This is a genomic window from Streptomyces sp. S186, from assembly GCF_051603415.1.
Classification (GTDB): domain Bacteria; phylum Actinomycetota; class Actinomycetes; order Streptomycetales; family Streptomycetaceae; genus Streptomyces.
Genome location: NZ_CP193932.1, coordinates 5172069 through 5193569, shown reverse-complemented (window position 1 = coordinate 5193569; position 21501 = coordinate 5172069). Strand labels below are relative to the sequence as shown.

At 71.3% G+C, this 21501-nt stretch carries 23 protein-coding genes; 6 read left to right on the top strand and 17 right to left on the bottom strand.

Annotation, left to right across the window (positions count from 1 at the left end; translation table 11 throughout):
• Positions 1-201 precede the first annotated feature (201 nt).
• Together ACRAS8_RS22395 and clpS are read right to left on the bottom strand one after the other, a co-directional pair.
• Complete coding sequence (locus tag ACRAS8_RS22395; protein ID WP_438487776.1) at positions 202-789, bottom strand: DUF2017 domain-containing protein; 588 nt, start codon at positions 787-789, stop codon at positions 202-204.
• Positions 786-1118: an ATP-dependent Clp protease adapter ClpS gene (clpS, locus tag ACRAS8_RS22390; protein ID WP_438487775.1), complete on the bottom strand. Its 333-nt coding sequence runs from the start codon at positions 1116-1118 to the stop codon at positions 786-788. Before clpS ends, ACRAS8_RS22395 begins: the two co-directional genes overlap by 4 nt.
• 253 nt (positions 1119-1371) lie before the next feature.
• Between clpS and ACRAS8_RS22385 the strand changes: the two genes are divergently transcribed.
• On the top strand, positions 1372-2700 hold the full coding sequence (locus ACRAS8_RS22385) for a nicotinate phosphoribosyltransferase (protein ID WP_438487774.1): 1329 nt from the start codon (positions 1372-1374) through the stop codon (positions 2698-2700).
• A gap of 116 nt (positions 2701-2816) precedes the next feature.
• Positions 2817-3413 carry an isochorismatase family protein gene (locus ACRAS8_RS22380; protein WP_438487773.1) on the top strand — a complete coding sequence of 199 codons (597 nt, stop codon included), beginning with the start codon at positions 2817-2819 and terminating at the stop codon, positions 3411-3413.
• A gap of 34 nt (positions 3414-3447) precedes the next feature.
• On the opposite strand, the gene ACRAS8_RS22375 is transcribed toward ACRAS8_RS22380, so the two are convergent.
• Positions 3448-3834: a hypothetical protein gene (locus ACRAS8_RS22375; protein ID WP_438487772.1), complete on the bottom strand. Its 387-nt coding sequence runs from the start codon at positions 3832-3834 to the stop codon at positions 3448-3450.
• Between the two features lie 117 nt (positions 3835-3951).
• Entirely contained in the window at positions 3952-6351 is a 2400-nt protein-coding gene (locus tag ACRAS8_RS22370) for an immune inhibitor A domain-containing protein (protein WP_438487771.1), read from the bottom strand.
• Between the two features lie 410 nt (positions 6352-6761).
• Here ACRAS8_RS22370 and ACRAS8_RS22365 point away from each other — a divergent pair, with 410 nt between their 5' ends.
• Entirely contained in the window at positions 6762-7070 is a 309-nt protein-coding gene (locus ACRAS8_RS22365; RefSeq protein ID WP_438487770.1) for a hypothetical protein, read from the top strand.
• Between the two features lie 66 nt (positions 7071-7136).
• Here the strand turns inward: ACRAS8_RS22365 and ACRAS8_RS22360 are convergent, their stop codons facing one another.
• Complete coding sequence (locus ACRAS8_RS22360) at positions 7137-7919, bottom strand: RDD family protein (RefSeq protein WP_438487769.1); 783 nt, start codon at positions 7917-7919, stop codon at positions 7137-7139.
• A 116-nt stretch (positions 7920-8035) separates the two neighbouring features.
• Positions 8036-9571, bottom strand: a complete 1536-nt coding sequence (locus ACRAS8_RS22355; protein WP_438487768.1) for an RDD family protein — start codon at positions 9569-9571, stop codon at positions 8036-8038.
• 253 nt (positions 9572-9824) lie between these two features.
• Between ACRAS8_RS22355 and ACRAS8_RS22350 the strand changes: the two genes are divergently transcribed.
• Positions 9825-10298, top strand: a complete 474-nt coding sequence (locus ACRAS8_RS22350; protein ID WP_438487767.1) for an SsgA family sporulation/cell division regulator — start codon at positions 9825-9827, stop codon at positions 10296-10298.
• A 53-nt stretch (positions 10299-10351) separates the two neighbouring features.
• Here ACRAS8_RS22350 and ACRAS8_RS22345 read toward each other — a convergent pair whose 3' ends face one another.
• Both ACRAS8_RS22345 and ACRAS8_RS22340 read right to left on the bottom strand, forming a co-directional pair.
• Positions 10352-11878 (bottom strand): dihydrolipoyl dehydrogenase family protein, encoded by a 1527-nt coding sequence (locus tag ACRAS8_RS22345; RefSeq protein WP_438487766.1) that lies wholly within the window; start codon positions 11876-11878, stop codon positions 10352-10354.
• A 73-nt stretch (positions 11879-11951) separates the two neighbouring features.
• A complete protein-coding gene (locus ACRAS8_RS22340) occupies positions 11952-12242 on the bottom strand; it encodes a hypothetical protein (RefSeq protein ID WP_438487765.1) in 291 nt (96 codons plus the stop codon).
• 162 nt (positions 12243-12404) lie between these two features.
• On the opposite strand from ACRAS8_RS22340, the gene ACRAS8_RS22335 reads away from it, so the two are divergent.
• Complete coding sequence (locus tag ACRAS8_RS22335; protein WP_438487764.1) at positions 12405-14081, top strand: hypothetical protein; 1677 nt, start codon at positions 12405-12407, stop codon at positions 14079-14081.
• Here ACRAS8_RS22335 and ACRAS8_RS22330 read toward each other — a convergent pair.
• The 8 genes from ACRAS8_RS22330 to ACRAS8_RS22295 all read right to left on the bottom strand — a co-directional run bounded on the left by ACRAS8_RS22330 (position 14052) and on the right by ACRAS8_RS22295 (position 20261).
• Positions 14052-15023, bottom strand: a complete 972-nt coding sequence (locus tag ACRAS8_RS22330; RefSeq protein ID WP_438487763.1) for a hypothetical protein — start codon at positions 15021-15023, stop codon at positions 14052-14054. The genes ACRAS8_RS22335 and ACRAS8_RS22330 overlap by 30 nt on opposite strands.
• Positions 15024-15328: 305 nt before the next feature.
• Positions 15329-15808: a VOC family protein gene (locus tag ACRAS8_RS22325; protein ID WP_438487762.1), complete on the bottom strand. Its 480-nt coding sequence runs from the start codon at positions 15806-15808 to the stop codon at positions 15329-15331.
• Positions 15809-15916: 108 nt separating this feature from the next.
• Positions 15917-17014: a methyltransferase domain-containing protein gene (locus ACRAS8_RS22320; protein WP_438487761.1), complete on the bottom strand. Its 1098-nt coding sequence runs from the start codon at positions 17012-17014 to the stop codon at positions 15917-15919.
• Positions 17011-17679 (bottom strand): hypothetical protein, encoded by a 669-nt coding sequence (locus ACRAS8_RS22315; RefSeq protein WP_438487760.1) that lies wholly within the window; start codon positions 17677-17679, stop codon positions 17011-17013. The genes ACRAS8_RS22320 and ACRAS8_RS22315 overlap by 4 nt, the downstream gene beginning before the upstream one ends.
• A 315-nt stretch (positions 17680-17994) precedes the next feature.
• Positions 17995-18249 carry a putative ATP-grasp-modified RiPP gene (tgmA, locus tag ACRAS8_RS22310; RefSeq protein WP_438487759.1) on the bottom strand — a complete coding sequence of 85 codons (255 nt, stop codon included), beginning with the start codon at positions 18247-18249 and terminating at the stop codon, positions 17995-17997.
• Between the two features lie 253 nt (positions 18250-18502).
• Positions 18503-18697 (bottom strand): DUF397 domain-containing protein, encoded by a 195-nt coding sequence (locus tag ACRAS8_RS22305; protein WP_438487758.1) that lies wholly within the window; start codon positions 18695-18697, stop codon positions 18503-18505.
• A gap of 13 nt (positions 18698-18710) precedes the next feature.
• Complete coding sequence (locus ACRAS8_RS22300; RefSeq protein ID WP_438487757.1) at positions 18711-19565, bottom strand: helix-turn-helix domain-containing protein; 855 nt, start codon at positions 19563-19565, stop codon at positions 18711-18713.
• Between the two features lie 417 nt (positions 19566-19982).
• Positions 19983-20261 carry a hypothetical protein gene (locus tag ACRAS8_RS22295; RefSeq protein WP_438487756.1) on the bottom strand — a complete coding sequence of 93 codons (279 nt, stop codon included), beginning with the start codon at positions 20259-20261 and terminating at the stop codon, positions 19983-19985.
• Between the two features lie 17 nt (positions 20262-20278).
• Between ACRAS8_RS22295 and ACRAS8_RS22290 the strand changes: the two genes are divergently transcribed.
• Positions 20279-20641 (top strand): hypothetical protein, encoded by a 363-nt coding sequence (locus tag ACRAS8_RS22290; protein WP_438487755.1) that lies wholly within the window; start codon positions 20279-20281, stop codon positions 20639-20641.
• On the opposite strand, the gene ACRAS8_RS22285 is transcribed toward ACRAS8_RS22290, so the two are convergent.
• Positions 20638-21495, bottom strand: a complete 858-nt coding sequence (locus ACRAS8_RS22285; RefSeq protein WP_438487754.1) for a hypothetical protein — start codon at positions 21493-21495, stop codon at positions 20638-20640. The two genes, ACRAS8_RS22290 and ACRAS8_RS22285, sit on opposite strands and share 4 nt — an antisense overlap.
• Positions 21496-21501 lie beyond the last annotated feature (6 nt).

The window sequence follows — 21501 nt, the reverse complement described above, 5'->3', positions numbered from 1 at the left end:
CTGGAAACCGACCAGGGAGAATGCGAATCGTCACGCGAGGAAAACGGGACAAAGAGCGGAAACCGCACCAGAGTGCACGGGTGTGGTGACGCGATCGTTATCCGGATTTGAGCCTCCGCTGAGCGAACACGGACGGGGAGCGGAAGGGGACCGGGCGAGAGCGCCCCGATGCGCGCCGGAGCCGCCCCGCCGGCCCCGCGATCAGCCGGTCAGCGCCTCGACGAGCGTCTCCTGGAGGCCGCCCAGCCAGAAGTAGGCCAGCACCATCGGCTTGCGCGGATCGCTGTCCGGCAGCCGCAGCAGCTCCCCGCCGTCTTCCTCGTCGGTGACCTCCAGCCGGGTGCCGATGGCGAGCCGGAGGTCGTTGAGCGCGCCGAGCCACTGCCGGCACTCGTCCGGCTTGAGCCGCAGCACCGCGCCGCCGCTCTCGCCCGTCAGCGCGTCCAGCGCGCGCACCAGCGCCAGCGCGTCCTCACGCTTGCGGGCCCGCAGGTCGTTCTCGGTGTAGCGGCGGAACTCCGCGGCGGCGGCGCGCACATCGTCGTCCGGGACGAGGTCGGGGCCGCCGTAGGCGTCGGGGAAGAGGCGGGCGAGGACCGGGTCGGACGGCGGCTCGCTGGGGCCCTCGGCGAACAGCGCGGCCAGCGGGTCGTCCCCGCCGGCGGGCTCGTCGCCCGGGCCGATCAGCTCCAGCAACTGGACGGCGAGGCTGCGCAGGATGGAGATCTCGACCTCGTCGAGCGGGGCGGCGGCACCGCCTCCGGGCAGCGGTTCGAACTGGCCGGTCATCCGCGGTCCTGCTGCAGCGTGGCCCACAGGCCGTAGCCGTGCATGGCCTGCACGTCGCGTTCCATTTCCTCGCGGGTGCCGCTGGAGACGATCGCGCGGCCCTTGTGGTGGACGTCGAGCATCAGCCGGTGCGCCTTGTCCTTGGAGTAGCCGAAGTACGTCTGGAAGACGTAGGAGACATAGCTCATGAGATTGACGGGGTCGTTGTGCACGACCGTGACCCACGGGACGTCCGGCTCCGGCACCGCGAAAGCGGCCTCCTCGGCCTCCGGGCGCTCGATCTCGACCGGGACGCTGAGGGTGGCATGGTGCGGTCGGAGGGTGCTCATGGGTGACGGGTGGGCGCTCACAGGGCCCATGCTGCCACCCGGGGGCGGGGGACGCACAAACGCCCCCGCGCACGGGCCGCGGCGGGCGTGGCGCCGACGGGCGCCGGGTGGACGCCGGGTGGGCCCACCCCACTATCGTCAAAGTGACGAGTACGAGGGGTAGCATCGTCGTCATGCCGTGTCCCCCGGGGGCTGTCCCCCGGACCGCCGGCCGGTGCCGGATGCGGCGTATCGAATTGCGAGGGATGCCGAAGTGAACGTTGCAGACCTGGGGCTGCCGGTGACCGTGCCGTCGACGGCGCTCTTCACCGACCAGTACGAACTCACCATGCTGCAGGCCGCGTTGCGGTCCGGGACCGCGGACCGGCGGTCGGTGTTCGAGGTCTTCACCCGGCGGCTGCCGGAGGGGCGCCGCTACGGCGTGGTGGCCGGCACCGGGCGGGTGCTGGACGCGGTGGAGAACTTCCGCTTCGACGACACCATCCTGGGCTTCCTGCGGGAGCGCGGCATCCTCGACGGGCCGACCCTGGACTGGCTGGCCGACTACCGCTTCCGCGGCGACATCTGGGGCTACCCGGAGGGCGAGGTCTACTTCCCCGGCTCGCCCATCATGCGGGTGGAGGGCACCTTCGCGGAGGCGGTGGTGCTGGAGACGGTGATCCTGTCGATCCTCAACCACGACTCGGCGGTGGCCGCGGCCGCCTCCCGGATGGCGGTGGCGGCCGGCGACCGGCCGCTGATGGAGATGGGCGCCCGGCGCACCCACGAACTCTCGGCGGTGGCCGCGGCCCGCGCCGCATACGTCGGCGGCTTCCACGTCACCTCCGACCTGGCCGCCGGCTTCCGCTACAACATCCCCACCGTCGGCACCAGCGCGCACGCCTTCACCCTGCTCCACGACAGCGAGCGGGACGCCTTCACCGCGCAGGTCGACACCCTGGGCAGCGGGACCACGCTGCTGGTGGACACCTTCGACGTCACCGAGGCGGTGCGGACTGCCGTGGAGGTGGCCGGACCGGGCCTCGGCGCGGTGCGGATCGACTCCGGCGACCTGCTGCTGATCGCGCACCGGGTGCGCCAGCAGCTGGACGAGCTGGGCGCCACCAAGACCAGGATCGTGGTCACCAGCGACCTGGACGAGTACGCCATCGCCTCGCTGGCCGCCGCGCCGGTGGACGCGTACGGCGTCGGCACCCAGCTGGTGACCGGCAGCGGGCACCCGACCTGCTCCATGGTCTACAAGCTGGTGGCGCGGGCCGACAGCGACGAGCCGGGCGCGCCGCTGCGGCCGGTGGCGAAGAAGTCGATGGGCGCCAAGTCCTCGGCCGGCGGCCGCAAGTGGGCGGCGCGCCGGCCGGACGAGGAGGGGGTGGCGGAGGCCGAGGTGGTGGGCACCGGGCCGGTGCCGGCCGGGCTGACCGACCGGCTGCTCCAGGTGCCGCTGATCAGCGGCGGCAAGGTGGTGGCCCGGGAGCCGCTGGACGCCGCCCGGAGCCGCCACATCGCGGCCCGCGCCGGGCTGCCGCTGTCGGCCACCCAGCTGTCCCGTGGGGAGCCGGTGCTGCCCACCGAGTTCGTCTGAGCCGCGCGGGCGGCGGGCGGGGCCGCGCCACCCCTCCCGCGGCACGCCCGCAGTGGCTACCCTCGGTCACACCAGACCTCGCGCCCCCTTCGAACCCCAGCCGGAAGGCACGCACCATGCACCGGGCACTGATCGTCGTCGACGTACAGAACGACTTCTGCGAGGGCGGCAGCCTCGCGGTCGCGGGCGGCGCGGACGTCGCGGCGGCCATCACCGACCTGGTGGGCGACGCGGCCGGCAGCGGCTACCGCCATGTCGTGGCCACCCGCGACCACCACCTCGACCCGGGCGACCACTTCTCCGACCACCCCGACTACCGCACCTCCTGGCCGGCGCACTGCGTGGCCGGCACCGAGGGCAGCGGCTTCCACCCGAACTTCGCGCCGGCGATCGCCTCCGGAGCGATCGACGCGGTGTTCTCCAAGGGCGCCCACCAGGCCGCGTACAGCGGCTTCGAAGGCACGGACGAGAACGGCGTCCCGCTGGCGGAATGGCTGCGCGAGCGGGGGGTCACCGAGGTCGATGTGGTGGGGATCGCCACGGATCACTGTGTGCGGGCGACGGCGCTGGACGCGGTGGCCGAGGGCCTGCGCGTCCGGGTCCTGCTGGACCTGACCGCCGGGGTGGCGGCCGAGACCACCGAGGCGGCGCTCTCGGAGCTTCGGGCGGCGGGGGTGGAGCTCAGCGGCAAGCCGGTGGTGGCCGGCGGCTGAGCGTCCCGTATCGCGGCCTGGCGGACGCTCGTCCTCAAACGCCGGACGGGCTGGGGTGTGCGGACGCGCTGGAGGATGCGAACGGGCTGGGTTTTTTCAGCAGCGCGCGTATCGGGTGCCAGGACTCGGTGTCGTCGTCGGGGGTTTCGCGCCAGACGAGGCCGTCGGGGTGGTGGAGGACCGCGGTGATCTCGTCGGGGGTCGGCGGCTCGGTGTTGCCGCGCAGGTAGACGGCCCGCAGTCCGAGGTTGCGCAGCCTGGTCAGGGCGCGCTGGCGGTTCACGGCGTGCACCAGGACCCGGATGCGGCAGCCGCCGTCGTAGGGCCCGCAGAGCGGTCCGTGGTCCGGTCTGGGCAGTGAGAGGGCGACCACCACGCTTCCGCCGGGAAGCCTGCTGAATCCGCCTCTGGTCCTCGTCATATCTCCCCCGTGAGACTCGGCGTCAACAAGGAACGTTCAGGACGCATCTAAACCGAATCGGCCGCCGCCCGCTAGGGGGCGGCGGCCGATATCGCTGTGACCTGCGGTTTTTACTTTCTACTTGCCGGCAGGGCCCACCGTGAGGATCACCGTGGAGCCGTCCCGGGCCTCCTTGCTGATCGCGATCTTGGTGTTGGTGTCAGGAACGATCACCCCGCCGGTCGGGTTCGCCTTGTCGTAGTAGACGCCGTGGCGGTCGTCGAAGACCCGGACCCCGGGCTTCGACTTGATCTTCACCTCGGCGCCGTCCTTGTGGAGCGTGAGGGCGTCCGTCCGGGCGCCGGTGAAGGTCGCGTCGTAGGTCTGGAAGCGGTTGCGCATCAGGGTGCCGTCGGCCCAGCGCTCGGCCGCCGGGTGGGCGTCGACCGGGAGGATCCGCCCGACGCCGGGGTGCACACCGACGTTGTTGTCCCGCTGCGAGGTGTCCCAGAGCCAGATCAGCACACCGTTCTGGAACGGGAAGTGCTCGACCCAGCCCGGCCGGGAGGTCTTCCAACCGAAGTTGTACGGGCCGGACTTGAGGGTCTTGTCGTAGGACACGTACTGGCGGTTCTCGGCGAGGTAGTACTGCGGGTAGTCCTTGGTGAAGGACGAGCCGATCCGCGAGAAGCCCTTGCTGGTCCAGCCGTTGTCGCCGTGCTCGGCGTCGTCGGTGAACAGCGGGGCGCCGTCGGCGGTGAGCGTCAGGGCGTCGGCGGTGAAGCCCTTGAGGGCGACGCCGCCGTCGGTCTGGTAGCGGAAGCGCAGGCCGATCTTCTTGCCGGCGTAGACGTCCAGCGGGAAGGCGAGGTCCTGCGGGGCGGTGACGGTGCCGGTCAGCGCGGGCTTGCCGGAGGCGTCGCGGGGCAGCGGCGCGCCGTTCGCGGTGCCGTCCAGGGGCGTCCAGTTGGCGCCGCCGTCGGTGGAGACCTCGGTGTAGACGGAGTCGTAGTCCTTCTCGGTGTCCCACCAGCCCTTGAGGGTGAGCGCGGCGCGGGACTTCCCGGTGAGGTCCACGGTCCGGGTCAGGGTGTTGGAGAGGTCGTCGCCCATGCCGCTCCACCACTGCGTGGCGCCCTCGGCGGGCTTGACGATCTCGGTGGTGACCTTCTTGGCGGGCAGGTTGACGACCAGCGCCTGCTTGTTCCTGGTGTTGTACTCGGCGACGCCCAGGGTGTGCCGGGACGGCGTGGCGGCCTTGGCGGTGGCGTAGTTGAGCCAGCCGAGCTGGAGCTTGTCCCAGGCGCTCATGTCGCCGGGCAGGTCGCCGATGGCGTCCTTGCCCCGGCCGAGCCAGGAGCCGGCCGACATCAACGACCAGAAGTCCACCGAGGATTCGCCCTTGCCGGTGGTGTCGTACTCGTCCGGCAGGCCCAGGTCGTGGCCGTACTCGTGGGCGAAGACGCCGAGTCCGCCGTTCTCGGGCTGCATGGTGTAGTCGCCGACCCAGAAGCCGGTGTCGCCGATCTGGGTGCCGCCGGCCTTGTTGCCCGCGGGGCCCGTCTTGCCGGCGTCCGTGCCGTACGCGTACCAGCGGTGCGCCCAGATGGCGTCGGTCTTCTGGGCGCCGCCGCCGGCCGACTCGTCCTCACCGGCGTGCACGATCTGGAAGTGGTCGATGTAGCCGTCGGGCTCGTTGAAGTTGCCGTTGTGGTTGTAGTCGTTGCGGTCCCACTGGTCGTACTGGGCCAGGTCGGCCTTGATCTGGGCGTCGGTGCGGCCCTTGGCCTTCTGGTCGGTGACCCACTGGTTGACCGCGTCACGGATCAGGTCCCAGGCGCTGGGGCAGTTGGTGGAGCCGCAGTAGTTGGAGCCGTAGCGGGCCTCGTTCCACGGGACCCGGACCCAGTCGGAGACCTGGCCGTTGACGGAGTAGCGGCCCGAGGACTGCTTCTCGTAGTACTTGGCCAGCGACTCCTTCTTCTTGTCGTGCGAGAAGTAGAGGTCCTGGTAGTGCTGGCGGTTGAAGTCCGCCTGCCATGCGGTGCTGTTGTCCTTGGTGCGGTCCGGCTTCGCTATCTGGTTGTGCGCCGGGCCGGGGGTGCCGCCGTACTTCTTCACCGGCGGCAGCGGACCGTCGCCGTCCGGGTCGTACATCGTGGTGTCGTCGACCTTGTCGCCGAAGTCCACGAGGATGGTGAAGATCTTGTCGGTCTTCTCCCGGGCCAGCTCGACGTACTTGCCCTTGCCGAGCTTGACGACCTTGGAGCCGCCGCGCTCGGTCGCCTCGGCGTCGCCGGATATGACCTGCTGGAGCGCCTCGGTGCGCTGGGCCCGCTGGCGGTCGCTGAACGGGCCCTTGAGGTCGTGGGCGTCGGCCCGCTCGGGGGCCGGGTCCTGGCGGACGGCGGACGCGGCGGGCGGGACCGACGACGGGGCGGCGGCCGCGGCCACCCCGGTCGAGAGAACGGCCGCCCCGGTGGCGGCGATTGCCGTGGCCAGGGCGGCCGCTCCGAACAGTCTTCGGTGGTGTCTCACTTGACGAAGTCCTCCCCATCAACTGGCCAATGCTGGAGGGCATTCGACCGGATGTGGGGAAGAAAAGACAGATCTTGACGTGTGTGTGCCCGCCCAAGTACGTTATCCGGCTTGCTTTTCACAGCTATCGGACAGCGGACGCACAGCTTCCGGAAGGTCCGACGGTCGGCCGGCAACCCGGGGGATATGCCCGACGGGCATGCGCCCCCGCACCCAGCAGGCCGGATGCCGCCCGGGGCGACCACGCCTGACCCCTTCGCGACCGTGCTGTGCGCCCCCGTGCTCCGGGACGGTGTGTTAGGTCACGCTTACCTTCCGTTCCGCCCGGGCACAAGGAATCGTAGGCTCGTTCGGCGGCGCGCCGCCGAGCGTCCCACACCCCCGCCGACCCTCCGAGGACGGATTCCGCCATGCCTCGTCCGACCGCCACCCAGCTCGTCTACGGTTCGGCCACGGTCTTTCTCTCCACCCTCGCGATGCTGCTGCTCTCGCAGACGCAGACCGGGATCGGGGTCGCGGTCATCGCCCTGGCCGGCCTCGGGCTCGGGCTGCTGGTCGCCATGACGGTGCCCATGCCGGGGATGTCGCGGGTGGTGCGCCGCGGCGGCGCGGGCGCCGCGGCCCCCGAGGGCGCCGCCCCGCTGCGGGCCGTGCCGCCCCCGGCCGGCCACCTGCCGCGGCCGCACGCCGGGGCCCGGGTCGGCGAACACACCCGCTGAGCCGGATATTTGACCTGACGTCAGATATCTGCTGCGCCAGGTCAACTGCCTTTCCCCGTAACGGAATCAGTCCGTCGCGACCACCACCGTCCGGGCCGCCTTGTCGTGCAGGCACTGCTGGTACGGCTTGTCCCACGTGCACCACAGGACGTTGACCAGCCAGAAGATGAAGCCGCAGCACGGGACGATCTCCGGCAGGGTGTAGACCGCGGCCCGGGTCCAGCCGGCCTGCGGGGTCGGGATCGAGCCGTCGGCGAGCATCGCGACCCGGATCCGCATCGCCATCTTGCCGAGCGTCTGGCCGCGGGCGGTCAGCATCAGTCCCTCGTAGATCAGATACGCCAGCATCGTCACGCCGGACACCGTCGCCTGCTTGCTGGTCTCCACGTTGCTGGTGCTGAAGTAGTCCACCCAGCCGACGATCGCGTTCATGATCAGGGTGACCGGGACGCCGATGATGATCGCGTCGATGATCCGGGCCAGCAGCCGCTTGCCGCGGTGGGCCAGCGGCGGCATCCCGGCCAGCGGATCGGCCCCGTACTCCCCGGAGCCGTAGCCGTAGGGTCCGCCCGCCGGGGGCCCGCCGTACGGGCCGCCGCCGTGGGGGCCGCCATAAGGGCCGCCGCCGTGGGGCCCGCCCCCGTAGGACGGCGGGGGGCCGGCGCCGGGGGGCGGCGGGCCGCCGGGCGGAGGAGCGCCGCCGGGTGGAGGCGGGCCGCCGGGCGGGGTGCCGTTGCGCGGGGCGCCGTGGTCCGGAGCGCCGCCCGCCGGGGGCTGCTGCGGCTGCTTCCGGAACGGGTCGTTCTCGGGCGGTTCACCGGGGCCGGGCCGGGGCTGGTCGGTACTCATGGCCCGAGTCGACCGCTTGCGGACGGGCGCCGCATCCGGCGGAGTCCGATCGGGGTACCCGGGCCGTCAGGGCGGGTGACGGCCCGGGGAACGAGGGGGTGACGACCGGGTGACGGTCAGTCGGACGGCGCGTCGGAGGCGACGAAGGTACGGGCCGCCTTGTCGTGCCAGCACTGCCGCCACGGCTTGTCGAACACGCACCACAGGACGTTGGCCACGCCGACCACGACGACCCCGAGCACGCCGTAGACCAGCCAGCGCTTGACCGCCTGCGCGGTCTCCGGCGTGTCATGGCTCTCGATGTCCAGCACCTTCAGGCCGCAGAGCTTCTTGCCCAGCGTGCGGCCCCACTTGAGGGTCGGCAGCACCTCGTAGAGGCCGCCGCCGATCAGGACGACGGCCAGGATCGTCAGGAAGACGGGGGCGGTGGTGCCGTCGACCAGATACACCGTCACCTGGCGGCCGGACTGCCTGGCCGCCTCGACCTTGGCGTCGATGTGGTGGGTGACCGTGGACCACAGGGGCAGCGCCACCGCGAGGGTGACCAGGGCCAGCACCGCGGAGTCGATCAGCCGGGCGGCCAGCCGGCGGCCGAGCGGCGCCGGGTGGCCCTGCGCGGCCTGGGCGGCGGCGAAGAAGACGTCGGCGGCCGGCGGCTTCCACGGGATGACGCCGTCGTCGCCGGCGGCGCCCTGCGCCGGGAACGCGGGCGAGGGCGCCGGGGCGGCGGCCGGGGGCTGCTGCGCGGCCTGCGGCGGGGCCGGGCGGGCCGCCTGCGGAGCCGGCGGCTGCTGCGCGGGCTGCTGCTGGGCCGGCGTCCCGGTGGCGGGCAGGGACTGCGGCGCGCCGCCGGCCGGGCCGGCCGCGGGCCGCTCGCCCGCCGGCAGCCGGAAGGCCATCGTCTCGTTCCGGGCCGCCGGGCGGCCGCCCTCGCCCGCGTCCGGCCGGACCGCGCGGAAGGCGGTGGTGCCGTGGTCCGCGGCGGGCGCGCTGCCGGCGGCGTTCCCGCTCCCGGAGGCGTCGTTCCCGGAGGGCGCGTTCCCGGGACGGACCGCGCGGATCGCGGTGGTCCCCTGATCGCCGGAACCGCGGCGGGCCCCGGGGTTGACGGCGCGGATCGTGACCGTCCCGTCGGCCGGGGCGTCCGGCGCGGACGGGGCGGCGCCGGGCGCCTCGCCGGAGGCGGCCGGGGCGGACTCCGCGGTGCGCTGCGGCGGGAGCGTGCCCCAGGAGGCGCCGGCGGGGGCCTGGCCGGGCGCGCCCCAGGCGACCCGGCCGTCCTCGCCGAAGCCGGACTGCCGGGAGGCGTCGGCGTGCCAGCCCGCCCCCTCCGGGCCCGCCGGGGCCTCCCCGCTCGCGCCGGGGGCCTCGGCGTCGTCGTGCGGGCGCACGACCGGGTGCGCGGCGCCGGACGGGCCGGCCTCGTCCAGGAACACCGGGCCGGTCTCCTCGACGGCGGCGGGCGCGGCGGCCGCCGGGGCCGTGCCGGGCGGCGGCGCCGGCATCGGCTCGCCCTCGGCGGGGGCCGGGCGGCTGGTGCCCGGCACCCATGCGGCACCGTTCCAGTACCGGATGTAGCCGGGGATGGACGGGTCCGGGTAGAAGCCTGGCGTGGGGCTGCCGCCGGCGGATCCTGAGGTAGGGGCGCTCATGTCCGAAGTCCCGTATCTGTTCTCGGCCTGGTGGGTGTCGGGGTGCAGTCTGCCGCAACGCGGCGTCCACATCTATCAGACCCCGGGTCGCAACCGTGTTCTTCCCCTGCCCCGGCAACCCCGGGGAACGCACGGGGAACTCGCGGGAAAAAACTTCCGCGAAGTCGTGTAAGAGTCCGGCCGCCGGCCGCTCTCTCCGGGTGCGGGTCCGCGTACGGGGCCCGCGCAGGGAGCCGGAGAGAGGCGGAGAACGATGCACACCGTGGTGGAACGCGAACTGGAACTGAACATGGTCCTGTCGCCGGAGCGAAGCATTCCGGTGCCGGCCCGGCTGATCTACCGGACGGACGACCCGTATGCCGTCCACGTCACCTTCCACGTCGGGTCGGACTCCCCCGTCCACTGGACGTTCGCCCGCGAGCTGCTCGTCGAGGGCGTGTTCCGGCCGTCCGGCGAGGGCGACGTACGGGTCTGGCCGACGAAGCTCGACGGCCGCAGCCTGGTCTGTATAGCGCTGTCCTCGCCGGACGGCGACGCGCTGCTGGAGGCGCCGGCCGCCGCGGTCTCGGCCTGGCTGGAGCGCACCCTGCGGATCGTGCCGCCGGGCTCGGAGGGCCGGCACCTCGGCCTCGACAAAGGGCTGAGCGCGCTGCTGACGCTGACCTCCCGGGACGACGCCGGGGCGGACGGCCCCTGGCCGGCGGACGGGGCCGAGCCGGGGGCGTGACGGTGGCGCCGCGCCGCGGCGGGAGGACGGAGAGGAAGGAGCCCGGCCCCCGTTCAGTCGCCGCGGTACGTCTCCAGCAGCCGCAGCCAGATCTCGCTGATCGTCGGGTAGGCGGGGACCGCGTGCCAGAGGCGTTCGATCGGGACCTCGCCGGCGACCGCGACGGTGGCCGAGTGCAGCAGCTCGCCGACGCCCGGCCCGACGAAGGTGGCGCCCAGCAGCACCTCGCGGTCCAGGTCGACGACCATCCGGGCGCGGCCGCGGTAGCCGTCGGCGTACAGCGACGCGCCGGCCACCGCGCCCAGGTCGTGGTCGACGACGCGGATCCGGTGCCCGGCGCGCTCGGCCTCGGCGGCGCTCAGGCCCACCGCGGCGGCCTCGGGGTCGCTGAAGACGACCTGGGGGACGGCGTGCCGGTCCGCGCTGGCGCTGTGCGCGCCCCAGCGGTCGGTCTCCAGGATCGGCACCCCGCGGGCCCGGGCGGCGATCGCGGCGCCGGCGATCCGGGCCTGGTACTTGCCCTGGTGGGTCAGGAGGGCGCGGTGGTTGACGTCGCCGGCGCCGTAGAGCCAGCCGCCGGTCACGCCGTTGACCCGCAGGGTCTCGTCCACGTCCAGCCAGTCGCCCGGCGTCAGACCGACGGTCTCCAGCCCCAGGTCCTCGGTGCGCGGGGCGCGGCCGGTCGCGATCAGCAGCTCGTCGGCGATGAGCGCGTCGCCCGTGTCGAGGTGGACGGTGAGCGGCCGGCCCGGTGCCTCCCGGCGCACCTCGCGCACCTGGACGCCGGTCCGCAGGGTCACCCCCGCCCCGGCCAGCGACTCGGCGACCAACTCCCCGGCGAACGGCTCCATACGGGGCAGCAGTCCGTGGCCGCGCACCAGGAGCGTCACCGCCGCGCCCAGCGCCCGCCAGGCCGTCGCCATCTCGACGCCCACCACCCCGCCGCCGACGACCACCAGCCGGCCCGGTACGGACGTGGCGCTGGTGGCGTCCCTGCTGGTCCACGGCGCGGCCTCGGCCAGCCCGGGGACGTCCGGCAGCACCGGCCGGCTGCCGGTGCAGACCGCGACCGCGTGCCGGGCGAGCAGCGTCCGTCCGCCGTCGACGGCCACCCGCCGCGGCCCGACCAGCCGCCCCCGGCCGCGGACGAGGTCGATGCCGGCGGAGTCCAGCCAGCGGACCTGCCCGTCGTCCTTCCAGTAGGAGGCGAACGCGTCGCGGTGGGCGAGGACGGCGGGCGCGTCCAGCGGCCCGGCCGCCGCGTCCTTCAGCCCCGGCACCCGGCGCGCCTCGGAGCGGGCGGTGACCGGACGCAGCAGCGCCTTGCTGGGCATGCAGGCCCAGTAGGAGCACTCGCCGCCGACGAGTTCGTGCTCCACCAGTACCGCGCTCAGACCGGCGGCGTGCACCCGGTCGGCGAGGTTCTCGCCGGTCGGCCCGCCGCCCAGCACGATGACGTCGTAGGTGTCGGCGGCGGCCCGGTCTCCGTCCGCCGCCCCGCCGCCGGCCGCCTCGGTGGCTCCGGCCGCTGCCGTCGCTCCGGCCGTTTCCGCCGCTTCGCTCGCTCGGTTCGCTGACATCGGCGCTCGCTCCCTGCTACGCGGGGTGGGCCGGGCCCGGGGCCCTCACCGACATCCTCTTCCCGGCGCGGGCTCAGCGCATCCGGCGTTCGATCTCCTCCTTGGCCTCCGCGAGCCCGGCACCGGTCACCTCGCGGTAGATCTTCATCGCCGCGATCTTCTTGTTCTGCGCCAGCAGCGCGTCGACCTCGGCCATCCGCGGATCCGCCTCCTCCTCCACCCCGAGGTGGGCCATCAGCAGGTCCACCTTCCGTTCCAGCCGCGCCATCCGCCGCTCCAGCGGCTTCGTACGGCGGTCGGTGGCGGAGGCGAGCACGGCAACGGCCAGCACGAAGACGGCGAGCGCGGAAAAGGTGGTGTCCATGCCAGAAAGCCTAAGGCCCGGTGACCTGCGCGAAGAGCCACGCCTCCGCCGCCCGGCCACTCCGCCGCCCCGACTCCCGGGAAAGTCAACGGACTTGGCCGCACGGGAAGGGGCTCGCTCCTCTAGGGTCGGTCACTGTCACTGTCTGTACGGGGGAACGCCATGGATGACCACATACGGGACGACGCCGACACGGGGACGGCCGACGCCCCTGCCTACATGGCGGGCCGCCACGCCCCGGACGGCTCTCCCGCCCACCGGCTCTACCTCTGGATCGAGCGTCTCCACGACCTCATGACCCTCTTCCACGACCAGTTCGCCCACGAGGACTGGGAGCACGAATACAGCGCCCGTTCACTGCCGGAGCTGGAGCAGGCACTGCTCGACTTCTGCTCCGTCGACGACGGCGCCGACGACACCCCGCTCCATATCGAGGCCGCGGCGGCCTATCTGGGCGAGACCCTGATCGCGGAGGCGGGCGGTCGCTGGGACTGGGACGAGACCGCGGGCACCGACGGCCTGCCCGTCGTCCGCCCGGACCCGGTCCTCGGCTGCGCGCCGGTCGTGCCGCTGCTCGTCGTCGGCCAGGCGCTGCGCGAGGCGTCCGGCCAGGTCCTCGCCACGGCGGCGCGGCTGCTGCGCCGGGCGGTCAGGGACCGTCAGCGGCAGCATCCGGAGTGGTGGCCACAGCGGATCCGCACACCGTGGGTGCGCGCCGGGACGATCATCTCGGCCTGCCGCGCTCCGGAGCGCTGGCGGAACCAGTGCATGATCGACTACCTCCACTGGTGGGCCGAGCAGGCCGGCGGCCGCGACCGCTGGCTCTTCACCCCCGCCTCCCTGGACGCCATGGAGGCGCTGCTGCGCAGGCACTTCCGCACGGTCGAGGACTACGACCGGGTCGCCGACGAGCCCTTCTGGCTCATGGCCGCCTGGTACGTGGGCCAGTACGTCGTCCACAACAAGGGCGCCCTGTGGCAGTACCGCGAGGTCAACCCCGACGCCCCACCGGGCACGTGGTACGCGGCGGACAACTACTGGACCGGCAGCGTCTTCGTCAGCCAGCGGCTGCGCTACGACGGCCACGCCGAACACCCCTGGGTGATGCTGCGCGAGGCGGTCGCCGGCAAGGACCTGCGCGAGATCGTGGACCGCTTCCCGGACCCCCTCCCCCACCGCGCAGCCGTCACCGGGCGCGCGACCTGGCCCGAGCAACTGTGGCCGCAGGCCCGCCCGGAACACCTGACGCCGCCGGCCCTGCCGCCGCTCACGGACGCGGAGTCGGCGGAACTGACCGCGGCCGACGACCTTCAGGGCCCGGACTGGTACGACAACCACCGGCTCAACACCTGGCTCACCGAACGGCGGGACGCCTTCCCCGCCTGGGCCGCGGCCGCCGGCGGCACCACCGCGACCTGGGACTTCTCCCCCGCCTCCCTCGACCGGCTCGAAGCCCTGGTGCGCGCCCGCTTCACCACCTACGAGGAGATGGTCGCCGCCAAGGACGACCCGTTCCTGACCGGCGCCGCCTGGTACTTCGGCGAGGTCCAGGTAAGAACCTGCGGCGCCGTATGGCGCTACCGCCCGCAGCCCCCCGAGGACCCCGACGCCCCCTGCGACCCCTACGACGTCCCCATGGTCCAGGCCCCCGAACGCACCCGGGACGAGGAGGCGTACGGGGACGAGGACGACAAGGAGCAACAGGACTGGGAGAACGACGAGGAGGAGGACGAGGACTACGTCCACCTCTGCGACCCGGCGGGCACCCTGCGCGCACTACTGCTGAAGGGCGACGGCCCGGAGACACACCTACGGGACGCGCTCGCGGCGTACAACTGAGGGACGCAGGGCCGGCCGAGAGGTGAGCGAGGGGCTCGGCCGGCGTCGGGCGGTGAGGACGACGGCCAGGGTGGCCACCACCGCGAACAGGGCCACCACGACGAAGGCGATGACGGTCGGGGTGTCCGGGTGGATCAGGGACTGGCCGCGCGCGGCCTGCGTCGCCACGGTGGCCAGCAGTCCGGCGTAGGCGAGGGCGACGACGCCGACCAGCCGGGCGCGCGTCCGGTCGTCCCGCAGCCAGGGGCGGCGCGCCGCGAGCGCGGACAGCGCGACCGTGACCAGCAGCAGCACATGGATGGCGTGCAGGCCGACGAAGTGCGGTACGCGCATGTCGCCGCCGGTGACGCTCCAGTTGGTGAGGGGCATGCCGGTGCCGTCGGGGTCGCCGATGCCGTGGCCGCCGAGCAGCGTCACCACGGAGCCGTTGGCGTCGGTGGCGGGATGGGGCTTGGCGCCCTGGGCGGCCTGCAGCCAGACCGGTACGGACATGGCGACGACGGCCAGCCCCAGGCCGGCGCGCAGCGCCCGGGTCAGGGCCCGGTCGCCGGGGCGCTGGAAGAGCAGCAGGACCGCGATGACCAGGTTGGAGAGGAGCAACGGCGGTACGCCGTAGGTGATGACGGCCAGGGCCACGGCGTCCAGGGGGCCGTGCACGGTGGAGTTGAAGTGACTGAAGGTGCCGCGCGCCGCCTGTAACGTGATGGCGGCGACTTCGAGCGTGCCGAAGAGCGCGTGCGCGGTGCCCAGCCACCAGCCGAAGCGGCGGGCCCTGTGCAGTCGGGTGAGCAGCCAGGCCAGGGTGCCGCTGTAGAGCGCGAAGGCGAATCCGAACTTCAGGGGTTTGACCCACACCGATTCGTTCAGCAGCGTCCGGCCGTCCACGAGCACGCCCACGGCGGAGGCCACGACGACTGCCGTCATCAGGGTCACGTTCAGCATCAGCGGCCGGTGCCAAGCCCGCCAGGCGCCACGGACGGCCCCGCTCACCCCCGCCATCACCGGCCCTCCGCGGAGGATGTCTTCCGGTCGTAAAAAGCAAGATCCATTACTTCAGGATGGCACGCGGGCCAAAGCCGCCGCGAGGGTTATTACTCACGACGATCAACCATCACGGCCGGCACCGCACCCCGGCGCGCCGGCGCGCGTTGCTGCCCCTTTTGCCTTGGGAATAAGGCAAGTTGAGCCCGAGGGGGCAGGGCTCGTCCGGTGGATCCGCCTCGGAGCGGTCCCGGCTCGGAGAGGTCCTAGTGCACGCAGAACTCGTTCCCCTCCGGGTCCGTCATGACCACCCACTCACCGGCCGGTTCCTTGACGTGGCTCTGGAGCCGGGCACCGAGGACGCGGAGACGTTCAACCTCCGTGTCCCGTCCGCCCGCGGGGCCGTGCAGGTCGATGTGCAGACGATTCTTGGCAGTCTTCTTCTCCGATCGCGGTACGCGGTTGAAGAGCAGCCGCCGCCCACGTCCCGTGCCGCTGTCCGGGTCGTACGGGTCGTCGGGGTGACGTACCGCCGCCGCGTCCCGCCAGGCGCGCCGGTCGTGGTGGTCGACCAGCAGCTCGGACGTCACGGCACCAATGCCGAGGAGCCTGCCGATGAGGGCACTGTGGTCCTCGACCTCGTAACCGAGTGCGGCCGCCCAGAAATCGGCCTGGGCATGCGGGTCATGAGCGTCGACGACGATTTTCCAGTGCAGCGGTGCCGGAGGCATGGGAGTTGAAGTCATGGTCACCACTTATAGCCGCTGGCACTGACACCGGGCTCCGCCACCCGCGCCCAGCCGATTGGCCCGGAGGTGTTGCTCCCCGGTCGGCGGCATCATTCACGCTCCGTTTCACGGCTCCATATCCGGTACCGGATTTCCAGGGGAATCCAGCCAACAGCGGGTACCGGATTCCGTCGCCGTCACCCCGAACCGTTCCCGCTTCGGGCACCCGCGGCCGTTCCACCAGCCGTAGGCACGCTCCACGGCGTCCCACAGGCAGCGCGGCCCGGCCTGGCCGACCTCCTTTCCCTGGACACGGGCCCACGACCCGTCACGCGCCCACAGCCGGCACCCGGTCCGCGCACCGTCCATACCGGCCTCGTGTGCCCACGCGATTTCCGGCAGTACCAGCGACAGCACAAACCACATGCCGTCATCCTCGATGTCCAGGTAATTGACGCGCGCTTCCCGTGTGTTGATCTCTGCCGGGTCTCCCGGGTAGGGAATCCGACCGTTGCTCCCTTCCGATCGGACTCCCATGAAATACGATCCCCCGGGAAGGAATCGCCCCTCGGCTCGCCCGTCGTCACCGACAATCAGCCGGGCATTCCCCCGCCCCAGCGGGCACACGATGATTCCACCGGGCCGCACTTGCGGAATCCACGCAGGTGGCACCGACGTGAAACCGCACGTCGCGATCAACCGGTCGTACGGGGCCCCGCCGGTTAGTCCCTTCCGGCCGTCGCCGGCCACCACCACCGGCTCGTATCCGCAGCTGTCGAGACGAGCCCGGGCGTCGCGGACCAGTTCCCGGTCCACGTCCATCGTGTACACGCGGCCACTTCCCAGACGTTCGCTCAGCAGTGCGGCGTTGTACCCAGTGCCGGTCGCGATTTCCAGCACGCGGTTTCCGTCCTGCACGTCCAGTGCGTCCAGCATGTGGAGCATGAGCGACGGTTGCGAAGATGACGACGTCGGAATGCCCTCAGTGACTTGCGTGGTGAGCGCGGTATCCGAGTAAACCGCAGCGAAGAAACCCGGATCTTCCGAGGTGATCCGACGCCATTCTCCGCTACCGTCCTGACGGTAGAAGAACGGCACCAGGACATGGCGGGGGACCGCTTCCACGACAATCCGCCATTCGGCATTCAGCTCTCCGGACTCGAAGAGGCTCCGGGCGAGAGCCGTTCTCAGATCTCGCCCCGGGTCGGCGCCCAACGCGCTCACATCATCACCCCTTCCAAGAGTTCAGCGTGCGCTTCCGCGATCGGAAGTTTCGTAGCGGCAGCGATGAACTGCCATTGCCCGGCCGGGTTGCACTCGAAAAACACCCATTCGCCATGCGGTGTCACCGCGAAGTCCAGCGCACCATAATTCAGTCCATAGCCGGTCAGGAACCGGCGTACTCCCTGCGCCACATCGTCGGGAATCGAAACAGGCTCGTATTCAAGCGAGTCGTAATCGGTACGCCAGTCCACCCGAGCCGCGTCACTCCCCGCGTGAATCGCCACAGGAAACAGGCGATTTCCTACTACGGTGAGGCGTACCTCGTACGCTTTCGGGATCCACTCCTGCAAGTAGTGGGCCGTGAGCTCCAGCGAGTCGTCCAGGTCCGCCAATGCGACCCGTCGTGTCGGCAGCATCATCGGCTCCCCGTCGAACACATCCAGGGACGCCGACGCGATCGGTTTGCACACCAGATCGCCGCCGACCCGCGCACCCCAATTCTGGGCACAAGCCAGAGAATTCGTCACCAGTGACCGGGGAACCCGCAAACCAGCGCGCGTCGCGGCAGCGAGTTGCCCCGGTTTATGGGCGCTCGCCCGGTACACATCGGGATGGTGCAGCCACGTCACAGGAAGCGAGGAAAGCACCTGAACCATCCCGACCACGGCTTGAGACTGAGCCCACGCGCGATATCGGCGGTCCACGCCAGCATGAATACGGGGAAGCCCGGGCCGCCTTTAGTACACGGCCCGGACTTCCTCCAGCGATGCCGCACGGTCACCTCGGGATACCTCCCCTGACCAACCAGGAACACGTCCGCCATGTTCAGCGGAAAGCGTCACTGACTGCGGGAAGTCGGCGAGATCGAATCTCAGTACCGGCACGCGGCGCTCCGTCAAGGAATGCACCACTAAGTCGGCACTCGGATCCGTGTCTTCCGCCAGAATCAGAACATGCCCGCGCGGCATGATCCGCCCCCTTTACGCCGCCATGTCGCCCGGAAAGGCGTACGGGTCCGCCTGCTCGTCCGGGGGATTGCCCGGAGTCGTGTCGTTGTTGGTCGCGGTACTGGACGCCGCCATCGGCGTTTCCGCCCACAGGGAGCCGTCCTGCATCACGTTGAGCTGGCGTTCGCGGTCATACCGGAATTCTCGGGGATCGATGCTCACTACGTAGGCAGGCGCCCGCACCCGGGCGCCGAACGGCACCCGTGGCGCGTCAATCATCGCAGCCATACCCCATCCTCTCGTCTCCGAACGGTCGGAGCCCCCGCCCAGCCCATACGGGATACGCAGGCACGGGCAGCGGGCACGCCGCCCAACAGACCACCGTGGAACCCGAGTTGACGGCCCGTCGGACAACGCAGGGTGACCGTAGCGCTACACCAACGACGACCGCAAGGGTGCTCCGGGGCACCTGTGTACATCGGCGCACACGGAAGCCCCCGCCCGCCGGAGGCCAGCAGGGGCGGCCGCGACGAACGTGGCGTCAGACCAGGTGGTCAAACTCTCCCGCCCTGACGCCCAGTATGAACGCCCGAAGCTTTTCCGGAGTAGTGGTAACGACAGTATCGGGGTCGTCACTTTCCCGCATGAGGATCAGTCCGTCATGCGGTGCCAACTCGACGCAGTTCATGTTTTCGTTGGAGTAAGAGGACTTCTGCCAGCAAATTCCCTCGACCATGGTGCTAATTTTCTCACATTTCCTGTGCGATGCAGTAAAAGAGATTTCTCGACTCTTCGGCGTTGAGCGCCAGCGATTCCAGCACTTCCCAAAGATTTCGGAATGCTTTGAGTTGCGTATCCGCGTCCAGGATTCCGCCACCCACGTAAGCGTCGACCTGAACGGAGTCCAATTTCGAAACTGGGCCGCCTGCATAGGTCAGGGGTTGAGCGGAGGCGACCATCTTTTCCACATCGAACGGGATGACTCTAACGGATGTGGATTCAGCATCGGATGCTTCGGCGAGTGTTTCGAGTTGTTCACGCAGGATCTTCCTCCCGCCATACCGCATGCGTAGCGCACCCTCGTGAATGATGGCGTCATACGGAGTGGGAGTGCCACGTTCAAGGATCTGCTTCCGCTTCATGCGATGCTCTACCCGGGCATCGAGATCATCGTCCGAAAGCGGCAGAATGCTGTTTTGGAACACTGCCCGCGCGTAACCCTCGGTTTGCAGGACACCTGGAATCACCGACAGCTCATACGCGCGAATATATGCGGCGTGATGCTCAAGCTCTGCCATATCAAGGAAGGCGGGCGGAAGAACACCCCGGTATTCATCCCACCAGAACTGCCCTCGATGCTCGCGCGACATAGCACACAACGCATCAACGTACGCATCGTCATCACACGCGTAGAAGGTCGCCAAACGTCGGATACGTTCCTCGCTGACACCGCTACGACCCGCTTCGATATGGCTGATCCGGGCCCGGTCCGACGCGAGCAGACCGGCAGCATCCAATGCCGTTTTCCCGGCCCGCTCCCGCATCTTCCGCAACTCCGCGCCCAAACGCGCCTGACGTGCGGTCGGGACCTCTCTCGGCGGCATCCCTCTCCCTCCCCGTCCTGTCGCCGGCCAGTCTCCCGCGCAAGAGGGCCACGGGTCCACCCAATCGAGGGGCACCCAGCCCGCACCCTTACACCGGAGCACGTGTGCACCTATGGTCGGACCCGCTCCTTCGGCACGCGACCAACCCGAAGTGGGCTCGCAGGAAAGGGACTTGACGGGAGATCGTGCCGCGATCAGCCACGGCCACAGAAGGGCCACCAAACCGCGGGCGCCGGCCCGAACGATGGTGAAACCGGAAAGCCCCCTTTCGGGGCGGCGGAATCTCGCCGAGCCCACTGGCTGCATGTAAGAGATCCCCGCGACCGCGCAACCGGTCCGGGGCATGGCCACCAACGTCAGGGAGTTGACAACGCGATGAACCGTATCGCGAGCCTGTTCACACCGCTGCTGCGGCTGTTATTTCCAGCCGCCGGGCGGCATCGGGTCACCGCCCCGCCGCTCGCCGTCGCGCTTCGCGAGGCCGTCACGCCAGCGGCTGTCGCGCCACTCCGGACACCCGTCCGACCCGCGGCACCGCTGCGCGGCGAGGACGTCGCCCTCGTCCGGCCGTACGTCCTCAGCGCGGCGGAGCGCAGGGAGTGCCGGGAGCGCCGGGAACGGCGGCTCCAGCGCGGGCGTCGCCGGGCGTTGTGGCTCGCGGTGCACGGCGTCGATGTCGGTCCGCGCCGCATCCATGGGGTGGAGGTGGCCGCATGACGGAGTACGCCGACGGCAGGCCACGGTTGCTGCCCTGGACGACGCCGGACGGGAACCCGTGCTTCCTGCTGCCCGGCGACGGCACCGGGTACGTCTCCCGCCTCGCCGACCGCATGGAGGCCGAGCAGCTCGGCTCGGCCGACGTCCTCATCGAGGAGGCGGAGCGGGTCCTGTCCGGCCGGGCCTGGACCGCGGGGGAAATTCAGCTGCTCGCCGTGCAGTTGAAGGACTCCCTCGTCGTCGTCCGTCGGGTCGCGGAGAGCCGGGGAGCCCGCCTGCCCGTGCCCGACGACCCCGACGAGACCGGCGACCGGCCCACCCGGGGCGGCGCCCCCGAACCCTCTGGGTGGGCTCCCTAGGCGGCGGCCCGGCGCTTGCGTCGCCCGCGGCGTACGGCGACGGAAGCGAGCACCACCAGCGCGACGGCGCCGCCCCCGATCAGCCAGGGCAGGCGGCTGTGCGGGACGGGCGGGCCGGCCACGGTCACCTGCCGGGTGGTGGTTTCCTGCCCGTGGTGGCTGACGACCGTCATCGGGTACCTGCCCGCCGGTATGTCGTCCCGTACGGCGGTGTGCCCTCCATAGAGCGTGCTCCCGTCATCGCACTTGCAGCCGGGGTCGTCCTCGCCTTTGCTGAGTGTCAACGGTCCGTCGAAGAGCGGGGACTTGACCGTCAGCTGCGTCTCGCCCGCGGCGGGCTGCCGATCGGTCAGGACCACGATGACGTCGCCGCCCGGACGCACGGCGCTTCGGTCCCCTTCGGCCGGCAAAGGGCGCTTCGCGTCACCGATGACGAACCGGCCTATCATCGCCGATCCCTCGGCGACGACCGGTATCCGGGCGGTGGCGACGGTGCGGCCGTGGCTGGTCGCGGTGACGGGGTACGTGCCCGGCGCGATGGCACCGCGGATGCGGTGCCGGGTTCCCGGCGCGTCGGTCTGGACGAACTCGACGGACCCTTTCCTCAGCGGGGTGAGCGGAACAGGCTCGACGAGGGCCGGCGAGGTGACGGTCACCTCGTCCGTCCCGGCGGGCATCCCGACGATGTCGAACTTGACCGGCCCGTTCACCTCGATCCTGGCCCCGGGCACGGCGCCGGCATACAACAGGTGAGGGCCTCCGGCCGCGGCTGTGCCCGGCGCCGCCGACAGGACCAGCGCACCGGCCGCGGCCAGGACCGGGGCCCACCGGCGCAGGGACGGGGGAGAGAACACGGCGGG

Excerpts from the sequence above, each read along its gene's own strand:
- ACRAS8_RS22395 (WP_438487776.1), bottom strand. The coding sequence starts at position 789 with ATGACCGGCCAGTTCGAACCGCTGCCCGGAGGCGGTGCCGCCGCCCCG.
- clpS (WP_438487775.1), bottom strand. The coding sequence starts at position 1,118 with ATGAGCACCCTCCGACCGCACCATGCCACCCTCAGCGTCCCGGTCGAG.
- ACRAS8_RS22380 (WP_438487773.1), top strand. The coding sequence starts at position 2,817 with ATGCACCGGGCACTGATCGTCGTCGACGTACAGAACGACTTCTGCGAG.
- ACRAS8_RS22375 (WP_438487772.1), bottom strand. The coding sequence starts at position 3,834 with ATGACGAGGACCAGAGGCGGATTCAGCAGGCTTCCCGGCGGAAGCGTG.
- ACRAS8_RS22365 (WP_438487770.1), top strand. The coding sequence starts at position 6,762 with ATGCCTCGTCCGACCGCCACCCAGCTCGTCTACGGTTCGGCCACGGTC.
- ACRAS8_RS22360 (WP_438487769.1), bottom strand. The coding sequence starts at position 7,919 with ATGAGTACCGACCAGCCCCGGCCCGGCCCCGGTGAACCGCCCGAGAAC.
- ACRAS8_RS22355 (WP_438487768.1), bottom strand. The coding sequence starts at position 9,571 with ATGAGCGCCCCTACCTCAGGATCCGCCGGCGGCAGCCCCACGCCAGGC.
- ACRAS8_RS22350 (WP_438487767.1), top strand. The coding sequence starts at position 9,825 with ATGCACACCGTGGTGGAACGCGAACTGGAACTGAACATGGTCCTGTCG.
- ACRAS8_RS22345 (WP_438487766.1), bottom strand. The coding sequence starts at position 11,878 with ATGTCAGCGAACCGAGCGAGCGAAGCGGCGGAAACGGCCGGAGCGACG.
- ACRAS8_RS22340 (WP_438487765.1), bottom strand. The coding sequence starts at position 12,242 with ATGGACACCACCTTTTCCGCGCTCGCCGTCTTCGTGCTGGCCGTTGCC.
- ACRAS8_RS22335 (WP_438487764.1), top strand. The coding sequence starts at position 12,405 with ATGGATGACCACATACGGGACGACGCCGACACGGGGACGGCCGACGCC.
- ACRAS8_RS22330 (WP_438487763.1), bottom strand. The coding sequence starts at position 15,023 with ATGCTGAACGTGACCCTGATGACGGCAGTCGTCGTGGCCTCCGCCGTG.
- ACRAS8_RS22325 (WP_438487762.1), bottom strand. The coding sequence starts at position 15,808 with ATGACTTCAACTCCCATGCCTCCGGCACCGCTGCACTGGAAAATCGTC.
- tgmA (WP_438487759.1), bottom strand. The coding sequence starts at position 18,249 with ATGGCTGCGATGATTGACGCGCCACGGGTGCCGTTCGGCGCCCGGGTG.
- ACRAS8_RS22305 (WP_438487758.1), bottom strand. The coding sequence starts at position 18,697 with ATGGTCGAGGGAATTTGCTGGCAGAAGTCCTCTTACTCCAACGAAAAC.
- ACRAS8_RS22300 (WP_438487757.1), bottom strand. The coding sequence starts at position 19,565 with ATGCCGCCGAGAGAGGTCCCGACCGCACGTCAGGCGCGTTTGGGCGCG.
- ACRAS8_RS22295 (WP_438487756.1), bottom strand. The coding sequence starts at position 20,261 with ATGGATGCGGCGCGGACCGACATCGACGCCGTGCACCGCGAGCCACAA.
- ACRAS8_RS22290 (WP_438487755.1), top strand. The coding sequence starts at position 20,279 with ATGACGGAGTACGCCGACGGCAGGCCACGGTTGCTGCCCTGGACGACG.